Below are 19,082 nucleotides of genomic sequence, written 5' to 3'. Positions count from 1 at the left end.
AGAACTCCTGTTCCTGCGCTGACGGCGACGGGATCACCCTAGTTGCCGGAACACCGCCACCGTTCGGGCCGGAACCGTGAAGGTGCCGGTGGTCCGCTCGTACGCCGCCCGCTTCACGGTGGCGTCCGCGCCCGCAGCCTGCACCGGGTGCAGCCGGTAGGCCGAGCCGGCGAGCGCGGTGACGGTCTGCCGCTGGGCGTCCGGCGTCGCGTTGAACACGACGACCAGATCACCGAGGCGCATGGTGATCACGCCGGGCGTCTCCTGCGGGCCGGACAGCGGGAAGGACAGCTGCGACTGCACCCGCTCGGCGGTGCCGAGGGAGAACGCCCTCTCCGTCGTACGGATCCGCAGCAGGTCCCGGTACGCCGCCGAGGCGCCGTCGATCTGCGCGCAGCCGACGCCGACCGTGGACAGCAGCGGCTTGGCGTACGGCCACTTGGACTCGTTGTCGGCCGCCATCGGCAGGCCCCGGCCGAAGCCGTTGCCGGCGGCGCAGTTCCAGTGGATGGCGTTGAACCAGTCACCGCTGTCGTAGGAGTTGCGGTCCAGGGACTTGGAGCGCAGCAGGTCGGTGCCGGCCTGGGACAGGGACGGGCCCTGCGAGAGGGTGGCCGTCGCCATGGCGAGGACCTGCATCCGGCCCCGGTCGGCCGCGCTCGTGGTGGCGGGCAGCTTGTAGGTCAGCGCGTCGAACAGCGACTCGTTGTCGTGTGCGTCGGCGTAGGCGAGGGCGTCGCCGGGGGCCGCCGCGTATCCGGCGGGCGCGCCGTTGTAGTCGACGTCGGAGCCCCTGACCTGCTTGCCGCTGGTGTCGGTGAAGCGGTAGCCGGCGAGGTTGCCGGACAGCCCGACCTTGATCAGGTCCTGGTAGTGCAGCAGGCGGGCCTTCTGCTCGGCGGGCGTGCCGTTGTGGGTGGAGGAGTTGGGGTCGGTGTAGAGCCCGGAGGCGAAGCCCTGGACGCCGGGGTCCTCGTCGAAGGGGCCACCGCCGCGCACCGCGTCGCGGGCCCGGTCGGAGAAGGTGGCGATGCCGGTGCCGGCCATGTTCTTCTGGGTGGCCTGCACGAAGCGCGCGTCGTCGGCGACCTCGCCGAAGTTCCAGCCCTCGCCGTACAGGATGATCTTCTTGCCGTCGACGCCGTCCTTCGCGACCGTCAGCGCGTCCAGGGCCTTGCGGACGGCGAGGATGTTGGCCTTCGGGTGGTGGCCCATGAGGTCGAAGCGGAAGCCGTCGACCTTGTACTCCTTGGCCCAGGTGACGACCGAGTCGACGACCAGCTTGCCCATCATGGCGTTCTCGGTGGCGGTGTTGGCGCAGCAGGTGCTGTTCGCGACCGAGCCGTCGGCGAGGAGCCGCTGGTAGTAGCCGGGGACGACCTTGTCGAGGACGCTGGTGCCGGCCTGCCCGGCGGCCGCCGTGTGGTTGTAGACGACGTCCATCACGACGCGCAGGCCGTCCTCGTTGAGCGCCTGCACCATCTTGCGGAACTCGACGTTGCGGGCGGTGCCGTCCGGGTCGGTGGCGTAGGAGCCCTCGGGGACCGTGTAGTGGTACGGGTCGTAGCCCCAGTTGAAGGCGTCCTTCGCGGCGATCGCCGCCACGCACTCCTGCTGCTCGGCGGAGTCGGCCGGCAGGGCGGCCAGGTCGCAGTCGGGGGTCGCCTGGTCGGCCTTCCTCTCGGGGATGGTGGCGATGTCGAACGCCGGCAGCAGGTGCACGTAGGAGGTGCCGGACCGCGCCAGCTCGCGCAGGTGCTTCGAGCCGTCGCTGTCCTTGTCCGCGAAGGCCAGGTAGGTGCCGGGGTGCGCCGCCGTCGGGTCGGCGACGGAGAAGTCGCGGATGTGCAGCTCCTGGATCTGGGCGTCCTTCAGCGGCACCGCCTTCGGCTTGGTGTACGTCGACCAGCCGCGGGGCGCGAGGGCCCGGTCGTGCAGGTCGACGATCAGGCTGCGCTCGGAGTCGGCGGTGAGGGCGAGGGAGTAGGGGTCGGTGACCTTGTTGGTGACGACCTTGCGGACGCTGGGCGCCCACACCTTGACGACGTACCGGTAGGGCTTGTTCTTCCAGGACCGGTGTCCGGTGACCGACCAGACGCCGGTGGTGTCGTTCCGCTTCATGGCGACGGTCCTGCCGTCCAGGTCGAGCGCGACCGACTGGGCGGTGGGGGCCCAGACGGCCAGGGTGGGCCGGCCCTTGCCGAACGTGGGGCCGAGCCTGGCCGCCGTGGCGTCGTACAGGTCGTCGAGGACGCCGGCGATCTGCACGCCGGTCGCGCTGAGCACCGCCCCGTTCACGGCCCGCTGGGAGGCGACGACCTGGCCGCGCAGGGCCGCGCGGACCCGGTCGCGGTCGCGCGGGTCGACCGACCAGGCGGTGTAGTCCTTCAGGTGCGGGAACCTCGCCTTCTGGGCGTCGGTGAGGGCGGTGCGCGTCAGGCGCAGCCACTTCTGGTCGGCGCCGGTCAGGGTGCCGTTCTCCACGGTGATCGAGCCGGTGCGGGAGTAGACCAGCTGGGTGGAGGCGGCCGCCTCGGAGCCGTTCCAGGCGAGGGTGTCCCGGTCGATCCACACCGCCTTGGAGGTGGTCAGGTCGAGCGCCGCCGCGCTGCCGGCGGGCTGCGGCAGCAGGTACTCCTCCTGGCCGCTCAACAGCCACACCTCGTGCCCGTCGGCGGTGAGGTCCAGTGACTGGTCGGCCGGGAGATCCTTCTCGTCGCCCTTGTGGATGATGTAGCTGAGGCTGGTGGCACCCTCGGTGAGCGGCACCTCGAAGACCGCGCCATAGGCATCAGTCTTCACCGGCTCGAGGGGGTTCGACCACTCGGTGGGCCGCGCGGCCCCGGTCCAGGTGTGCAGGCCCCAGCCGTCGTAGTCGCCGCCGGCGCGGTGGTAGTGCAGGACGGCCTTGGTGGTGTCCTGGGCCGGGTGGTCGGGCCGCTCGGTGAGGACGTCGGCCTTGCCCTGCTCGATCCACACCTCGCCCGTCCGGGTGACGTCGATGGCGCGGTCGGCGGAGACGTCCTTCGTGCCGTCCTTGTCGATGACCAGGAAGCCGACGTTGGACGCGCCCGGCTTCAGCTTGACGTAGGCGAAGGCGCCGTAGGCGTCCCGGCCGGCGAAGGGGTGGCTGTCCGGCCAGTCGGTGGCCTCGCCGTCGGCGAGGTCGCCCCAGGCGTACAGGCCCCAGTTCGCGTAGTCGCCGTCGGCGCGCTTGTAGTGGACGACCGCGTGGTCGCGGGAGGAGGCGGTGGGGATCTCCTCGGCGGGCGGGGCGCCCGTGGTGGAGGCGGCGGTGGCGCTCGCCCGGTGGCGGGCGGAGTCGACGACGACGGCCTTGTAGCGCAGGGCGGTCCCGGCGGGCACGTCCTCGCCGATGACCTGGGTGACCTTGTACGGGGCGTGGTCGGCGGAGCCGAGGACGCGCCACGGGCCGTTGCCGGTCTGGGCGGCGAAGACGACCCGGTCGAGCTGCCCCCCGTCGACGTCCGCGCTCAGCTCGACGGTGCCGGTGGCGCCGGCGGCCGGCGCGTGGAGGGTGATCGTGGGCGCGGTGGCCGGTGCGGCGAGCCGGCCGGCCGCCTTGAGGACGATCGCGGAGCCCGCCGGGACGGTGACCGTGATCCTGCGGTCGGCGTCGGAGGTGACCTTCGCGGTGGTGCCGTAGATGCCCTGGAAGGCCATGCCGGCCGAGCCGGTCGCGAAGGTCGCCGTCCTCGCCTCGCCGGCGTTGTTGAACGCGACGACGTACTCGGTGGTGTCCGTGCCGGTGCGGGAGAAGGCGTAGACGCCGGGCCCGTCGGCCGCGTAGCGCTCGGTCTGGACGCCGTCGGTGAGCGCCGGGTTGGCCTTGCGCAGCGCGGCGAGTTCGGCGATCCGCCGGTACAGCGGGGCGGTGGTGTCGTAGGCGTCGCTCGCGTGGGTGCGGTCGGTGCCGATCTGGTCGTCGTCGAGGTAGTCGGCGGTGCGGGAGGCGAACAGGGTCTGGCGGGCGTCCTTGTCACCGCCGTTGCCGGTGAATCCCTGCTCGTCGCCGTAGTAGACGACCGGGTTGCCGCGACTGAGGAACATCAGCTCGTTGGCGAAGCGGTCCTTGGCGAGCAGTTCGGCGTCGGTGGCGTCCGGGTTGTCCTGCTTCAGGAACGTCCCGAAGCGGCCCATGTCGTGGTTGCCGAGGAAGGTGACCTGCTCGTAGGCGTTGGCCTTGTCGGTCGTGTACTTGTAGTCGTCGCCGAAGACGGCGGCCAGCTTCTTCGCGCTGCCGCCCTGGGAGGCGTACTGCCGGGCCGCTTCCTGGAAGGGGAAGTCGAGGGTGGCGTCGAGGCGGCCCTGGGTGACGTACGGCGAGGTGACGGAGGTGTCGGCGGAGTAGACCTCGCCGAACATGAAGAAGTCGTCCCGGCCCCGCTTCGCCGCGTAGGCGTCGAGGGCGGTGGCCCACTGGGTCCAGAACTCCATGTTGACGTGCTTGACCGTGTCGATGCGGAAACCGTCCACGGCGAAGTCGCGCACCCAGCGCTCGTAGATCTTCTCCATGCCGTGGACGACCTCGGGACGCTCGGTCCACAGGTCGTCGAGCCCGGAGAAGTCGCCGTACGTGGTGGACTCACCGGCGTACGTCGAGTCGCCCCGGTTGTGGTACATCGTCGGGTCGTTGAGCCAGGCCGGGACCTTGCTGCGGCTGGTGGCCTTCGGCGTGCGGGGGAAGGAGCCGGCGTCGACCTCGGGGAAGCGGCGGGTGCCGTCGGCGTAGTCCGCGTCGTCGAACGGCCGTCCGTCCTCGGTCAGGTAGGGGAAGGCGCCCTTGGCGAGGTAGCCGTAGGACTTCTCCTCGTAGTCGACGACGTCGGCGGTGTGGTTGGTGATGACGTCGAAGTAGACCTTCATGCCCTTGGCGTGCGCCTTGGAGATGAGGTTCTTGAGGTCGCGGTTGGTGCCGAAGTGCGGGTCGACCTGGGTGAAGTCGGTGATCCAGTAACCGTGGTAACCGGCGGAGGCGTTGCTGCCGGTGCCCTGGACGGGCTGGTTCTTGAAGATGGGGGCCATCCAGATGGCGGTGGTGCCCAGGCCCTTGATGTAGTCGAGCCGCTGGGTCAGGCCCTTGAGGTCGCCGCCCTGGTAGAAGCCCTTGTCGGTGGGGTCGTATCCGGTGGTCAGCCGTGAACCGGTGAGTCCGCCCCTGTCGTTGGCGGTGTCGCCGTTGGCGAAGCGGTCCGGGAGGACGAAGTAGAACTGCTCGCGGGTGGCGTCGTGCCGGGCGGGCGCCGAGGCGAGTCTCGCGTCCGAGGGCGGCGGGGGCGGTGTCTGCGCCTGTGCGGCCAGTGGCTGCACCAGGGCGCTCGCCAGGGTGGCCGCGGTGACCGCCGCGACTCGTCCGACCTGCCGTATTCGGCGCCGCGGGGGCGCCGGCCATCTGGGTGTCACAGGCGTGAACTCCTTGCGATTGCGGCTCGATCGGGGCCCCGGAGGGCCCCACGGGTCCGACCCCGCGCGACCGTATCGCTAACGAAAGCTTTACAGCAAGACTGTTGAAACACACAGCAAGAACTTTCAACAAGAGTCTTGACGTTGCTTGATCAACCACCGCACTCTCACCATGCGTCAGCTACCTCCCCACCCCACATCCGGAGCCGCACATGCAGAACACCCCCCGACCGCCGGGCCTGTTGCGCCGGGCCGCGACCACCGCCGCCGCCGGCGCGCTGGCGCTGGCCGGCGCCCTCGCCCTGCCCGCCACGCCCGCCCAGGCGGACCCCACCGCCTCCGGCGACGTCATCGCCAACCTCTGGTCCTACAACTGGACGTCGGTCGCCGCCGAGTGCACGGACGTGCTCGGCCCGAACGGCTACGGCGCGGTGTGGGTCGCCCCGCCCTCCGAGTCGCTCAAGCAGGCGAACCACTACTGGTGGGACCTCTACCAGCCGTACTCCTACCAGCTCAGCGGTCGCCTCGGGACGGCGGCGCAGTTCGCCGACATGGTGTCCACCTGCCATGCGGCAGGGGTGAAGGTCTACACGGACGCGGTGATCAACCACACCGCGGCCCAGACCGGCACCGGCTATGCCGGCACGACGATCGGGAACAAGTACGACACCCCGGACTGGGACCCCGGCGACTACCACACCTCCGCCGAGTGCAACGACTCGGACCTGATCATCGACGACTGGGCGAACCTCTCCGAGGTGCAGAACTGCGAACTCCTCGGTCTGCCCGACCTGAAGACCGAGAGCGACCACGTCCGCTCGGGCATCGCCGCCTACCTCAACCAGCAGATCGCCCTCGGCGTTGACGGGTTCCGCATCGACGCCGCCAAGCACATGCCGGTCGCCGACCTCAACGCGATCTGGGCCAAGCTGGACGACACCACCTCGGGTGCGCAGCCGTACATCTTCCAGGAGGTCTACCCGGGCGCGACCCCGGCCGCCTCGGACTACTACGCCTCGGGTGACGTCCTCGACTTCACCTACGCGAGCAAGCTGAAGTCGGCCTTCCAGGGCAACATCGGCGACCTGCAGTCCCTGCCCTCGTCCGGGGTGCTCGACCCGGCCGGCTCGGTGTCCTTCGTGACCAACCACGACACCGAGCGCAACGGCATGCACCTGAGCTACAAGGACGGCGACACCTACCGGCTCGCCAACGTCTTCCAGCTCGCCTACAAGTGGTCGACGCCGACGGTCTACTCCGGCTTCGAGTTCTCCTCCTCGGACCAGGCCCCGCCGAACTCCGGCGGCTTCGTCAGCGACACGAACTGCTCGTCCGGCTGGTACTGCCTGCAGCGCGACCCGGCCATCACCGGCATGGTGAAGTGGCACAACGCGGTCGGCTCCGAGGCGGTGGCCAACTGGTCGACGAAGTCCTCGGACGTCATCGGCTTCGGCCGCGGCACGGCCGGCTACATCGCCATCAACAACGGCTCGACGGCGGCCACCCACACCTTCGCGACCGGCATGGCCGACGGCACGTACGCGAACGTCGTCGACAACGGCGCGACGACGGTGACGGTGACGGGCGGCAACGCGACGCTGACCATCCCCGCGAAGGGAGCGGTCGCCTTCTACGATGGCGAGTTCACCCCCTGCACGACCTGCGGGGGCGGTGGCGACCCCGTCTCCACGGTGACCGCCACCTTCAACGAGTACGCCCCGACCTCCGCCGGCCAGGACGTCTACGTGGTCGGCTCCCTGCCCGCCCTCGGCGGCTGGGACCCCGCCAAGGCGGTCAAGCTGTCGTCCGCCGGCTACCCGGTCTGGTCGGGCGCGGTGAACGTGCCGGTGGGCACCTCCTTCAGCTTCAAGTACGTCAAGAAGGACAGCGCGGGCAACGTGACCTGGGAGTCCGACCCCAACCGGTCCGCGACGGCCGGCACCTCGGCCCTGACCCTGAACAACTCCTGGAACCTCGCGGACACCGACGCGACCGACCTCACCTTCAACGTCGACGCCACCACCACCTGGGGCACCGGCGTCTACGTCGTCGGCTCCCTCCCCTCCCTGGGTTCCTGGAACCCGGCGAACGCGATCCCGCTGTCGTCCGCGTCCTACCCGACGTGGAGCAAGGCGGTGATCGTCCCCGGGAGCACGGCCTTCGAGTACAAGTACGTCAAGAAGGACAGCTCCGGGAACGTGACGTGGGAGTCGGGCACCAACCGCTCGTACACGACGGGCACGGCGACCGGCTACACGGCCGCGGACACCTGGAAGTAGCCCTCCGCCCAGGCCCCCGTCGAGTCCTCCACCGCTGATCGGCCCAGGACCCCGGCCCCACCCGGCCGGGGTCTTCGGGCTTGCCGGGTTCGGGAGTCGCCTGCGCGGTCTTCCCGACAGCGCGTGGAGCGACGTGACGCCCGTCGGGAGCACCCCGTCGTGACCGTCCGCCCCGGCGGTACGCGGGGCCGTCCGCCCCGGCGTCCGAGGCCGGCTGCGGGTTCCGTGCGCCGGGTGCGGGGGTGCACACGGCAGATGCCCGCCCCTCCGTGACGGAGGGGCGGGCATCGTCAGGGGCGGAGTGTCAGGCGGTGGTCCACCAGGCCGTCGTGTCGGCCGGGATCTTCGCCTCGCCGTCGGACTCGGCCACCTCGCCGCTGGTGAGGAGGAGACGGCCGTGGACGGGGACGCTGACGGACTCGGCGGTGGTGTTGGTGACGCAGACGAACTCGCCCCGGCGGAAGGCGAGGACGCCCTCGGGGGCCTTGAGCCACTCGACGCGGTCGCCGGTGCCGAGGTCGGCCTGGGCGCGGCGGACGGCCAGTGCCGAACGGTAGAGCTCCAGGGTGGAGTCGGGGTCGCCGGTCTGCGCCTCGACGCTGAGGCCGGCCCACTCGGCGGGCTGCGGCAGCCAGCTGCCGCCGGAGCCGAAGCCGTACGAGGAGCCCTCGCGGGTCCAGGGGATCGGCACCCGGCAGCCGTCGCGGAAGCCGTCCTGGCCGGCGCCGCGGAAGTACGCGGGGTCCTGGCGGACCTCGTCGGGCAGGTCGACGACGTCGGGCAGGCCCAGCTCCTCGCCCTGGTAGACGTAGGCGGAGCCGGGGAGAGCCAGCATCAGCAGGGTGGCGGCCCGGGCGCGGCGCAGGCCGAGTGCGCGGTCGCCGGCGGTGCGGATCTGGGTGCCGAGGCCGGGCGGGTTGGCGAAGCGGGTGGCGTGGCGGGTGACGTCGTGGTTGGACAGCACCCAGGTCGCGGGGGCGCCCACCGGGCGCATCGCCTCCAGGGTGCGGTCGATGACGGTCCGCAGCTGCTCCGCGTCCCAGTCCGTGGACAGGTACTGGAAGTTGAACGCCTGGTGGAGTTCGTCGGGGCGGACGTAGTTGGCGGTGCGCTCGACGGTCGGGGTCCAGGCCTCGGCGACGAAGATGCGTTCGCCGGCGTACTCGTCGAGGACCAGCCGCCACTCGCGGTAGATGTCGTGCACGCCGTCCTGGTCGAAGAACGGCATGACATCGTTGCCCAGCAGCTTGAGCTGGTCGTGGGCGCCGAGGTCGGGCAGTCCGGCCGCCTTCACCAGGCCGTGGGCGACGTCGATGCGGAAGCCGTCGACGCCCATGTCGAGCCAGAAGCGCAGGATGGAGCGGAACTCGTCGCCGACCGCCGGGTGCTCCCAGTTGAAGTCGGGCTGCTCGGGGGCGAAGAGGTGGAGGTACCACTCGCCGTCGGGGACCCGCGTCCAGGCCGGGCCGCCGAAGATGGACTCCCAGTCGTTCGGCGGGAGTTCGCCGTTCTCGCCCTTGCCGGGGCGGAAGTGGTAGCGGTCCCGCAGCGGGGAGCCCGGGCCGTCGGCCACCGCGCGCTTGAACCACTCGTGCTGGTCGGAGGAGTGGTTGGGCACCAGGTCGACGATGACGCGCAGGTTCAGCTCGTGGGCGTCGCGGATCAGGGCGTCGGCATCGAGGAGGTTGCCGAACATCGGGTCCACGGCGCGGTAGTCGGCGACGTCGTAGCCGGCGTCGGCCTGCGGGGAGGCGTAGAAGGGGCTGAGCCACACGGCGTCCACACCGAGGTCGCGCAGGTAGGGCAGGCGGGAGCGCACGCCTTCCAGGTCGCCCATGCCGTCGCCGTTGCTGTCGGCGAAGCTGCGCGGATAGACCTGGTAGATCACCGCGTCCCGCCACCAGTCGCGGCGCTTGGTGACGGCGGTGCCGGGGGCCGGGTCGGTGACGGCGTCGGTGGCGACAGTCTGCTGCTGGCTCATGGCGTCCTTGGCGTCCTTGATGAATAACGGAGTCATGGGTTCGGTCGGGTCGGCGGCGGGTGACGAGGCGGCCGCGGGTCAGCGGGGTCGGATGGACACCGCGGCCGCCACCCGCGCGGCGAACTGCGCGGGAACCTGCTCACCCGGGGGTCGGGCGAAGGGCGTCAGCCCTTCGTTCCGCCCGCGGTGAGGCCCGTCACCAGGTTCTTCTGCACGAGGTAGAAGAACGCGGAGACGGGTATCGCGATCAGCACCGCGGTGGCGGCCATCAGGTTGCGCTGGGCGTCGTGTTCGCTGACGAAGCTCTGCAGGCCGACGGCGAAGGTGTACTTGGTGTCGTCGAGCATGAACGTCGAGGCGAAGGCGACCTCGCCGAAGGCGGTGATGAAGTTGTAGAAGGCGGCGACCGCCAGGCCGGGCCGGGCGAGCGGCAGGATCAGCCGGATGAACGTCCCGAACGGCGAGAGTCCGTCGACCCGGCCGGCCTCGTCGATCTCGAAGGGGATGGTGTCGAAGTACCCCTTGAGCAGCCAGGCGCTGTAGGGCACGGCCGTCGAGCAGTAGACGAGGATCAGGCCGAGGTAGTTGTTGATCAGCTGCAGGTCGGACAGGATCTGGTACATCGGCACGATCAGCACGGCGATCGGGAACATCTGGGTCACCAGCAGCACCCACATCAGCTTCCGGTAGCCGGGGAAGCGCATGCGGGAGACGGCGTAGCCGGTGGTGGCCGCGACGAAGACGCCGATGACCGTGGTGCCGAGCGAGACGATCAGCGAACTCTTCATCCACTCGAAGAAGTTCGTGTGCTGCAGGACGAACGAGTAGTTGTCGAACGTCATCTTGTCCCAGATGCGGCCCGGGTGCAGGTAGTCGTCCTTGTCCGGCCCGAGGGAGAGGAAGACCAGCCAGGCGACCGGGAACAGCGCGATGACGGCGGCGGCGCTGAGGATGCCGTGGGAGGCGAGGGAGGCCAGCGGGCCGCGCTCGCCGCGGCCGCGGACCTTGCCCGCCCGGGCCGACGCGGTGGGGCGCTCGGTCGCCGGGGCGGAGTTCTCGACGGTGGTGGTGCTCATGATGACTCCTGCCTCAGATCGCGAGCTGCTGCTCGTTGCGGTTCAGCCAGCGGCGGTAGAACGAGGTGAACACGACGAGGACGGCCAGCAGCAGCATGCCGTAGGCGGCCGACTCGGCGAAGGCACGCGGCTGCTGTCCGAAGCCGAGGTAGTACGCCCAGGTGACGAGGATCTGCGCGTCGGGGGCGGTGGTGCCGAACAGCAGGAAGATCACGGCGAACTGGTTGAAGGTCCAGATGATGCCGAGCAGCACGACGGTGGAGCTGACCGAGCGCAGGCCCGGCAGGGTGACGTAGCGGAACCGCTGCCAGGCGGTGGCGCCGTCCATCTCGGCGGCCTCGTAGAGCGAGGAGTCGATGGACTGAAGGCCGCCGAGCAGCGAGATCATCATGAACGGCACACCGCACCAGGTGTTGACCATGATCGCGGAGAACCGCTGCCAGAAGGTGTCCTCCAGCCAGGCCGGAGTGGGCAGGTGCAGCGCGTCGAGACCGATGTTGATGATGCCGCCGTCGGCGAGCATGAAGCGCCAGCCGAAGACGGTGACGAACGTCGGGACGGCCCACGGCAGGATGAGGATCAGCCGGTAGAAGGTGCGGCCGCGCAGCTTCTGGTTCAGCAGCAGCGCGAGGCCGAGGCCGATGGAGTAGTGCAGGGCGACGCAGGCGGCCGTCCAGAAGATCGTCCAGATGAAGTGCGACCAGAAGCGGTCGTAGGCGGTGGGGCCCCACAGGATGTCGGCGTAGTTGTCGAGGCCGATGAACTGGTAGGTGGCGTCGATGTGGTTGGCGCCGATCGTGCGCGCGGTGTTGAGGCTGGTGGCGTCGGTCAGGGTGAGGTAGAAGCCGTACACCAGGGGATAGATGACGAGGACGCCGAGGACGACCACCACCGGGGCGATCATCGCGTAGGCGTACCAGTTCTTCTGGTAGCTGCGCTTCAGGCGCTGCCCCAGCCCGGGCCGGGGTGCGCGATCACCGTGGCGCTTGCCCGTGGCGCGGTCGATGGCGACTGTCATGTTCGACACCTTCTGAAAAGAGCGATGACCTGCTGGAAGATCGGTGGGTACGGCGCACAGGCCGGTGGCCGCCGGATCCCTCCCCCCCTGGTCACGGGGATCCGGCGGCCACACGGGCTCACTTGCTGAAGTCCGGCACCAGCTTGGTGATGGCGAGTTCAGCGTTGCTCAGGCCCTTGTCCAGGGGCTCCTTGCCACTGGCGATCTTGGGCAGCTCGGTGTCCAGCGGGCCCCACAGGGAGCTGTACTCCGGCAGCGCGGGGCGCGGCTGGGCGGAGGCGAGGACGGCGCCGTAGCCGGCGATGCCCGGGTCGGCCTTGACCTCGTCGGTGTAGGCGTCGTCACGGGTGGGCAGCGTGGAGTTCTTCAGCGCGATGGCCGACTGGGACTTCGCGCTGGTCATGAACTTGATGAACTTCAGCGCGGCCTGCTGGTGGGCCTTGTCGGAGCCGGCGTAGACCGAGAGGTTGTGGCCGCCGGTCGGGGCGCCCGCCTTGCCGGTGGAGCCGGCCGGGACGGTGGCGATGCCGAGGTTGGCCTTGTCCGCGAAGGCCGAGCCCTTGTAGAAGTTGGTGATCTCCCAGGGGCCCTGGATGATCGCGGCGACCTTGCCGTTGACGAACGCGTCCTGGATGTGGGCGTAGGCGTCGGCGGTGGTGTCGGCCTTGTGCAGGCCCTTGCCGTCGAACAGGCTCAGCCAGGTGCCGTACGCCTTCTTCGCGGCCGGCGAGTTCACGGTGATCTTCTTGGCGTCGGCGTCGACCGTGTCGGTGCCCTCGCCGTAGAGGAAGGGCTGGGCGTAGTAGCCGGCGGTGGCGGAGCCCCAGTAGCCGTCGACGCCGGTCTTGTCCTTGATGGTGGCGGCGGCCTTCTTCAGGTCGTCCCACGTCTTGGGGGCCTCGGTGATGCCGGCCTTCGCGAAGAGGGCCTTGTTGTAGACCAGGGCGAGCGTGTCGGTGACCAGCGGCACGCCGTAGGTCTTGCCTTCGTACTTCGCCTGCTCCAGCAGGTTGGACTTGAACTTGTCCTGCTCGGCGAGGGCCTCGGTGCCGTCCAGCGGCAGGAAGTAGCCCTTCTTCGCGAACGCCGGGGTCCAGCCGACCTCGGAGCGCAGCACGTCCGGGGCGCCGGAGGCGCCGGCGGCGGTGTCGAACTTGTTCTGCGCCTGGTCGAAGGGCACGTTGACGTACTTGACCTTGACGTCCTTGTTGGCCGCCTCGAATTCCTTGATCAGGGCCTGGTACGTCGGCGCCTCGTTCGTGGCGTTCGAGGTGTCCCACCAGGTGATGGTGACCGGCCCGCTCTTCGAGTCGCTGCCGCTGTCGTCCCCGCCGCCGCAGGCCGTCGCCGCGAGGGCGAGGGATGCCACCAGCGCGGTGGCCGCTATGCCACGCCGCATGAGTTCTCCTTGAGGGTGAAAGCCCGTCTGGCTGCAGGGAGCGGTCGTCCACCGTCCCTGCCGACTTCGCCGACTGCGCCGCTGGGGGTGCCCCCGCGTCATGGGACGTGGAGGAGGCCGTCGGGCGACGTGAACGTAACAGCGATGTAAGCGTTGCGAAAGACCTTGCAGAAAAAAAGTGCAAGAGATCTCTGAAGTTATTCGGGCGTGACCTCGACCAGACCGATCCGAGATCGAGCCATGCCTCTTTATGAGGACCGGTTACGCCCCGGTTTCACGCTGCGCGGCACCCCGGGCACGGGTTGTGCAAGACTCTGAAAGCTCTTGCCATCTGTTTGCAGTGAGGGGACCATCGCCGCAGAGGTCCCTTGCAGGAGCAGGAGCCCAGACGCCGACAACACTCACAAGGGAGCGCGATGACGCAGCAGCCCGCACCGGGCCGCCCCCCACTTCGCACCAGGCGTCCGATCGGTGTGCAAGGCGAGACCCGGCCGGTACAGTCGAACCCCGTGACCACACGGCTTGCCGATATCGCTGCGCAGGCGGGGGTGAGCGAAGCGACCGTCAGCCGGGTCCTCAACGGGAAGCCGGGCGTCGCCGCCACCACCCGCCAGTCCGTGCTCGCCGCACTCGACGTGCTCGGCTACGAGCGTCCGGTGCGGCTCAGACAGCGCAGCGCGGGTCTGGTCGGGCTGATAACCCCCGAACTGGAGAACCCGATATTCCCGGCCCTGGCCCAGGTCATCGGCCAGGCGCTGACCCGCCAGGGCTACACGCCCGTCCTCGCCACCCAGACCCCGGGCGGCTCCACCGAGGACGAACTCACCGAGATGCTGGTCGACCGGGGCGTCTCGGGGATCATCTACGTGTCCGGCCTGCACGCGGACACCACCGCCGACACCCAGCGCTACGAGCAGCTGCGCGGCCAGGGGGTGCCGTTCGTCCTCGTCGACGGCTTCTCCCCCAAGGTGCAGGCGCCGTTCATCTCCCCCGACGACCGCGCGGCGATGCAACTGGCGGTCACGCACCTGGCGTCGCTCGGCCACATCCGGATCGGGCTGGCGCTCGGCCCGAAGCGGTTCGTGCCGGTGCAGCGCAAGATCGAGGGGTTCGTCCGCGCGATGCAGGACCAGGTGGGACTGGATCCCGAGACGATCGAGACGGAGCTGGTCCAGCACTCCCTGTACACCCTGGAGGGCGGCCAGGCGGCGGCCACCGCCCTGATCGACCGCGACTGCACGGCCGTGGTGTGCGCCAGCGACATGATGGCCCTCGGCGCCATACGAGCGGCCCGGCAGCGGGGGCTCGCGGTGCCGCAGGACGTCTCGGTGGTCGGCTTCGACGACTCCCCGCTGATCGCGTTCACCGACCCGCCGCTGACCACGGTCCGCAAGCCGGTGCCCGCGATGGGGCAGGCCGCGGTGCGCACGCTGCTCGAGGAGATCGGCGGGACGCCCGCGCCGCACAGCGAGTTCGTGTTCATGCCGGAGCTGGTGGTGCGCGGTTCGACGGCGTCGGCCCCCGGGGGCCGGCATCGTCCCTGAGACGGAGGGATGGCCGGTTCCCCGCCGTGCGCGCGGAGGATCCGGTCACATCCGACCGCGGTAGGACGTGCACGCGCAACCCGACCGGAGGATGATCGGAGGAGAAGGGCTTTTCTGGCAGACTCTGGATTCATGGGTGATTTGCCGGTGACGTCACTGGAAGGCCGCGAAGAGGCCGTTCCGCCCCGCGTCACGGCCGAAGCGACGAATGCGCCGTCACGACGGATTCGCGCCCCCCGTCGGCCCCGGCTGTGGTTCGAGATCCTGCTGATCGCCGTGAGTTACTGGACGTACTCGCTGGTGCGCAACGCGGTACCGGAGCAGCGCGGCGAGGCGCTGCGCAACGCGGACTGGATCTGGCGGGTGGAGCACCAACTCGGCCTGGCCTTCGAGCAGTCGGTCAACCACGCCGTGGGTTCGGTGACTTGGCTGATCGTGGTCATGAACTACTACTACGCGACCCTGCATTTCGTGGTGACGCTCGGTGTCCTGGTGTGGCTGTTCCGCAGTCACCCCGGCCGCTACGCGGCGACCCGGCTGGTGCTGTTCGTGACCACCGCCACGGCCCTGGTCGGTTACTACGTGTATCCGCTCGCCCCGCCCCGGTTGATGCCCGGCGGGCACTTCGTCGACACGGTGCTGGCCCATCAGACCTGGGGCTCGCTGGCCTCCGGTGACCTGAAGGACATGTCGAACCAGTACGCGGCGATGCCGTCCATGCACATCGGCTGGGCGCTGTGGTGCGGGCTGACTATCTTCGCGCTGGCCCGCGCGCCGTGGGTCCGGGTGCTCGGCGTGCTCTACCCCGCCCTGACCCTGGTGGTCATCGTCGCCACCGCCAACCACTTCTGGCTGGACGCGGTGGGCGGCGTCCTCTGCCTCGCCTTCGGCTTCCTGGTGGCCGGGCTCTGGTACGGCACCCTGCCGTACGCCCTGCCGCGCGTGCTACCGCCCCGGGGCTCCGAGGGACGGCTGCTGCCGACCAAGGCATAGCCGGGGCGGGTGGGCGACGGCGGTGGCCTGGCCGTCCCTCCGGACCGCGCCCCTGGAGACGCCACGGGCACGCGGTCCGGTCCCGGCGGGCAGCGACGCCGACGACCTCTCTGGCCGGTGCCTGGACACCGGCGACCTCTCTGCCCGGTGCCTGGACACACCTACGGCACTCCCGCCCGCCGGCCACCCGCCTCGGCCCCGACCCCACCGGCACCGCCGGCCGCCGCGGGGCGCAGAGCCGTCACGCGCCGTAGAACAGTTCGTCCACGACCCCCCGCGCCCGCCGCGCCGTACGGCGGTACGCGTCGAGCAGCTCCCCCACGTGCCCGGGCCCGTAGCCCAGGTACCGGCCCACGGCGGCGAGCTCCCGGCTCTCGGAGGGGAACGTGTCGCCGGCCCGCCCGCGCACCAGCATCACCGCGTTGCGCACCCGTGTCGCCAGCACCCACGCCTCGTCGAGGATCTCCGCGCTCTCGGCGTCGATGAGGCCGGCCGCTCGCGCCGCCGCGAGGGCGTCCCGGGTGCGGGTGGTGCGCAGCCCGGGCTCGGCCCAGCCGTGCCGCAGCTGCAGCAACTGCACGGTCCACTCGACGTCGGACAGCCCGCCCGGCCCCAGCTTGGTGTGCAGCTTGGGGTCGGCGCCACGCGGCATCCGCTCGGCCTCCATGCGGGCCTTGAGCCGCCGGATCTCGCGCACGGCCTCGTCGCCGAGCCCCCGCTCCGGGTAGCGCAGCGGGTCGATCAGCTCGACGAAGCGGCGGCCCAGCTCCTCGTCGCCGGCGACCGGTTCGGCCCGCAGCAGCGCCTGCGACTCCCAGACCAGCGACCAGCGGTGGTAGTAGGCCCCGTACGACTTCAGGGTCCGCACCATCGGGCCCGACTTGCCCTCGGGGCGCAGGTCGGCGTCGATCAGCAGGGGCGGGTCGGCGCTGGGGATCTGCAGCAGCCGGCGCATCTCGGCGACGACCCGGTTCGCGGCCTGGGCGGCCTCCCGCTCGTCCACGCCGTCGCGCGGCTCGTGGACGAACAGGACGTCGGCGTCGGAGCCGTAGCCCAGTTCGTGGCCGCCGAAGCGTCCCATGCCGATGACCGCGAACCGGGTGGGCAGGGTCTCCCCCCAGCCGTCCCTGACCACTGCCCGCAGGGTGCCCGCCAAGGTGGCCGCGGTGAGGTCGGAGACGGCGGCGCCGACCCGGTCGACCAGGGCTCCCTGGTCGGGCTCGGCGGGGCGGGCCTCGGTGCCGTAGGAGCTGACGATGTCCCCGGCGGCCGTGCGGAACAGCTCCCGGCGGCGCACCCCGCGTACCGCGGTGACGGCCTGTTCGGCGGTGCCGGCGCGGCCGACGCCGGCGAGCATCTCCTGCTCCAGGTGCGCGCGCCCGCGCGGCTGGAGGCCGCCGCCCTCGGTTCCGCCGTCGCCGTCGCCGAGCAGGGCCACCGCCTCCGGGGCGCGCATCAGCAGGTCGGGGGCGAGGCGGCCGGCCGACAGCACCCGGGCCAGGTTCTCGGCGGCGGCCCCCTCGTCCCGCAGCAGCCGCAGGTACCACGGGGTCTTGCCCAGCGCGTCCGACACCTTGCGGAAGTTGAGCAGCCCGGCGTCGGGGTCCGCGGAGTCGGCGAACCAGCCCAGCAGGACGGGCAGGAGCGTGCGCTGGATGGCGGCCTTGCGGGTGACTCCGGAGGCGAGCGCCTCCAGGTGGCGCAGGGCGGCGGCGGGGTCGGCGTAGCCGAGGGCGACGAGTCGTTCGCGGGCCGCCTCGGGCCGCAGCCGGGCCTCGCCGGGGGCGAGCTGGGCGACGGCGTCGAGCAGCGGCCGGTAGAACAGCTTCTCGTGCAGCCGGCGTACGACGGCGGCGTGCCGCTTCCACTCGCGGTTGAGGTCCGCGACCGGGTCGGCGCGCAGGCCGAGGGAGCGGCCGAGACGCCGCTGGTCGGTCTCGTCCTCGGGGACGAGGTGGGTGCGGCGCAGCCGGTAGAGCTGGATGCGGTGCTCCATGGAGCGCAGGAAGCGGTACGCCTCGTCGAGCCGGGCGGCGTCGTCGCGGCCGACGTAGCCGCCGGCGGCGAGGGCCTTCAGCGCGTTCAGGGTGGTGCCGCTGCGCAGCGAGGGGTCGGTGCGGCCGTGCACCAGCTGCAGCAGCTGGACGGCGAACTCGACGTCGCGCAGTCCGCCGGGGCCGAGCTTCAGCTCGCGGTCGACCTCGGCGACGGGGATGTTCTCGACGACCCGGCGGCGCATCTTCTGCACGTCGGTGACGAAGTTCTCGCGCTCGGCCGCCTGCCACACCAGGGGTTCCAGGGCGGCGATGTACTCCTCGCCGAGCGCCGGGTCGCCGGCCACCGGGCGGGCCTTCAGCAGCGCCTGGAACTCCCAGGTCTTGGCCCAGCGCTGGTAGTAGGCGAGGTGGCTGCTGAGGGTGCGCACCAGCGGGCCGTTCCGGCCCTCGGGCCGCAGGTTGGCGTCCACCGGCCAGATGGAGCCCTCCACGGTCGTCTCGGAGCAGATCCGCATCATGTGGGAGGCGAGCTTGGTCGCGGCGCGCAGCGCCTTGCCCTCGTCGGCGCCCTCGGCCGGCTCGCCGACGAAGATGACGTCGACGTCCGAGACGTAGTTCAGCTCATGGCCGCCGCACTTGCCCATCGCGATCACCGAGAGCCGGCACAGCGCGGCGTCGTCGGGTGCGGCGGCCCGGGCGAGGGCCAGGGCGGCGCGCAGGGTGGCCGTGGCGAGGTCGGCCAGCTCGGCCGCGCACTGGGCGACGTCCGTGGTGCCGCACACGTCCCGGGCGGCGATGGCCAGCAGGCAGCGCCGGTAGGCGACGCGCAGGCCGACCGGATCGCCGGCCTCGGCGAGACCGGCCTCGAACTCTTCCACGCCGGGGTGCAGGTCGCTCGGCTCGTACTGGACGAGGGCGTGCCAGTCGCGGGGGTGCCGGGCGAGGTGGTCGGCGAGGGCGGCGGAGGCGCCGAGCACGCCGAGCAGCCGGTCGCGCAGCGGCTTGGCCGACGTCAGGGTGTCCAGCAGCTCACGGCGGGCGGTGGGTCCGGGCTGCGCCTCCAGCAGCCGTACCAGGCCGTGCAGGGCGAGGTCCGGGTCGGCGGTCGCGCCGAGCGCGTCGAGCAGGACCGGGTCGTCGCGCACCGGGGCCAGCTCGACGCTGTCGAGGAGACGCTCCGCGGCGGAGGGGTCGGTGAAGCCGTGCCGCAGCAGCCGTGTGAAGGTACTGCTCCTGCGCCCCGGCACCGTCATCTGCGGGCTCCCCTCGGATCAAGGTCGTACGGAGTCGAGCCTAGCCGCAGAGTCCGCGGGAGGCTCCGGGGAGTTCTCGGTGGCGCCGAGGGGGCCCGCGGACGAGGAGGGGCGGCCC

9 protein-coding genes are annotated in these 19,082 nt (G+C 71.0%); 3 read left to right on the top strand and 6 right to left on the bottom strand.

Annotated features, from left to right (window positions below; translation table 11 throughout):
* Nucleotides 1-33 precede the first annotated feature (33 nt).
* Entirely contained in the window at nucleotides 34-5,424 is a 5,391-nt protein-coding gene (gene pulA / locus AC3ET3_RS05085; protein WP_435611693.1) for a pullulanase-type alpha-1,6-glucosidase, read from the bottom strand.
* A gap of 212 nt (nucleotides 5,425-5,636) precedes the next feature.
* Here pulA and AC3ET3_RS05080 point away from each other — a divergent pair, with 212 nt between their 5' ends.
* Nucleotides 5,637-7,703, top strand: a complete 2,067-nt coding sequence (locus tag AC3ET3_RS05080) for a carbohydrate-binding module family 20 domain-containing protein (RefSeq protein WP_432135685.1) — start codon at nucleotides 5,637-5,639, stop codon at nucleotides 7,701-7,703.
* A gap of 304 nt (nucleotides 7,704-8,007) precedes the next feature.
* Here AC3ET3_RS05080 and AC3ET3_RS05075 read toward each other — a convergent pair whose 3' ends face one another.
* The 4 genes from AC3ET3_RS05075 to AC3ET3_RS05060 all read right to left on the bottom strand — a co-directional run bounded on the left by AC3ET3_RS05075 (nucleotide 8,008) and on the right by AC3ET3_RS05060 (nucleotide 13,177).
* Nucleotides 8,008-9,684, bottom strand: a complete 1,677-nt coding sequence (locus AC3ET3_RS05075) for a glycoside hydrolase family 13 protein (protein WP_432155810.1) — start codon at nucleotides 9,682-9,684, stop codon at nucleotides 8,008-8,010.
* A 164-nt stretch (nucleotides 9,685-9,848) separates the two neighbouring features.
* Nucleotides 9,849-10,760, bottom strand: a complete 912-nt coding sequence (locus AC3ET3_RS05070) for a sugar ABC transporter permease (protein WP_435611692.1) — start codon at nucleotides 10,758-10,760, stop codon at nucleotides 9,849-9,851.
* 13 nt (nucleotides 10,761-10,773) lie between these two features.
* Complete coding sequence (locus tag AC3ET3_RS05065) at nucleotides 10,774-11,778, bottom strand: carbohydrate ABC transporter permease (protein WP_432135687.1); 1,005 nt, start codon at nucleotides 11,776-11,778, stop codon at nucleotides 10,774-10,776.
* 118 nt (nucleotides 11,779-11,896) lie between these two features.
* Complete coding sequence (locus tag AC3ET3_RS05060; protein ID WP_432135688.1) at nucleotides 11,897-13,177, bottom strand: extracellular solute-binding protein; 1,281 nt, start codon at nucleotides 13,175-13,177, stop codon at nucleotides 11,897-11,899.
* Nucleotides 13,178-13,686: 509 nt separating this feature from the next.
* On the opposite strand from AC3ET3_RS05060, the gene AC3ET3_RS05055 reads away from it, so the two are divergent.
* Nucleotides 13,687-14,721 carry a LacI family DNA-binding transcriptional regulator gene (locus AC3ET3_RS05055; RefSeq protein WP_432135689.1) on the top strand — a complete coding sequence of 345 codons (1,035 nt, stop codon included), beginning with the start codon at nucleotides 13,687-13,689 and terminating at the stop codon, nucleotides 14,719-14,721.
* A gap of 132 nt (nucleotides 14,722-14,853) precedes the next feature.
* A complete protein-coding gene (locus AC3ET3_RS05050; RefSeq protein WP_432135690.1) occupies nucleotides 14,854-15,714 on the top strand; it encodes a phosphatase PAP2 family protein in 861 nt (286 codons plus the stop codon).
* 241 nt (nucleotides 15,715-15,955) lie between these two features.
* Here the strand turns inward: AC3ET3_RS05050 and AC3ET3_RS05045 are convergent, their stop codons facing one another.
* A complete protein-coding gene (locus AC3ET3_RS05045) occupies nucleotides 15,956-18,964 on the bottom strand; it encodes a bifunctional [glutamine synthetase] adenylyltransferase/[glutamine synthetase]-adenylyl-L-tyrosine phosphorylase (RefSeq protein ID WP_432135691.1) in 3,009 nt (1,002 codons plus the stop codon).
* Nucleotides 18,965-19,082: the final 118 nt, after the last annotated feature.

This window comes from Streptomyces sp. bgisy159 (genome assembly GCF_057707805.1).
Note: the sequence above shows the minus strand (reverse complement) of the source record. Positions and strands in the feature narration are given on the sequence as shown.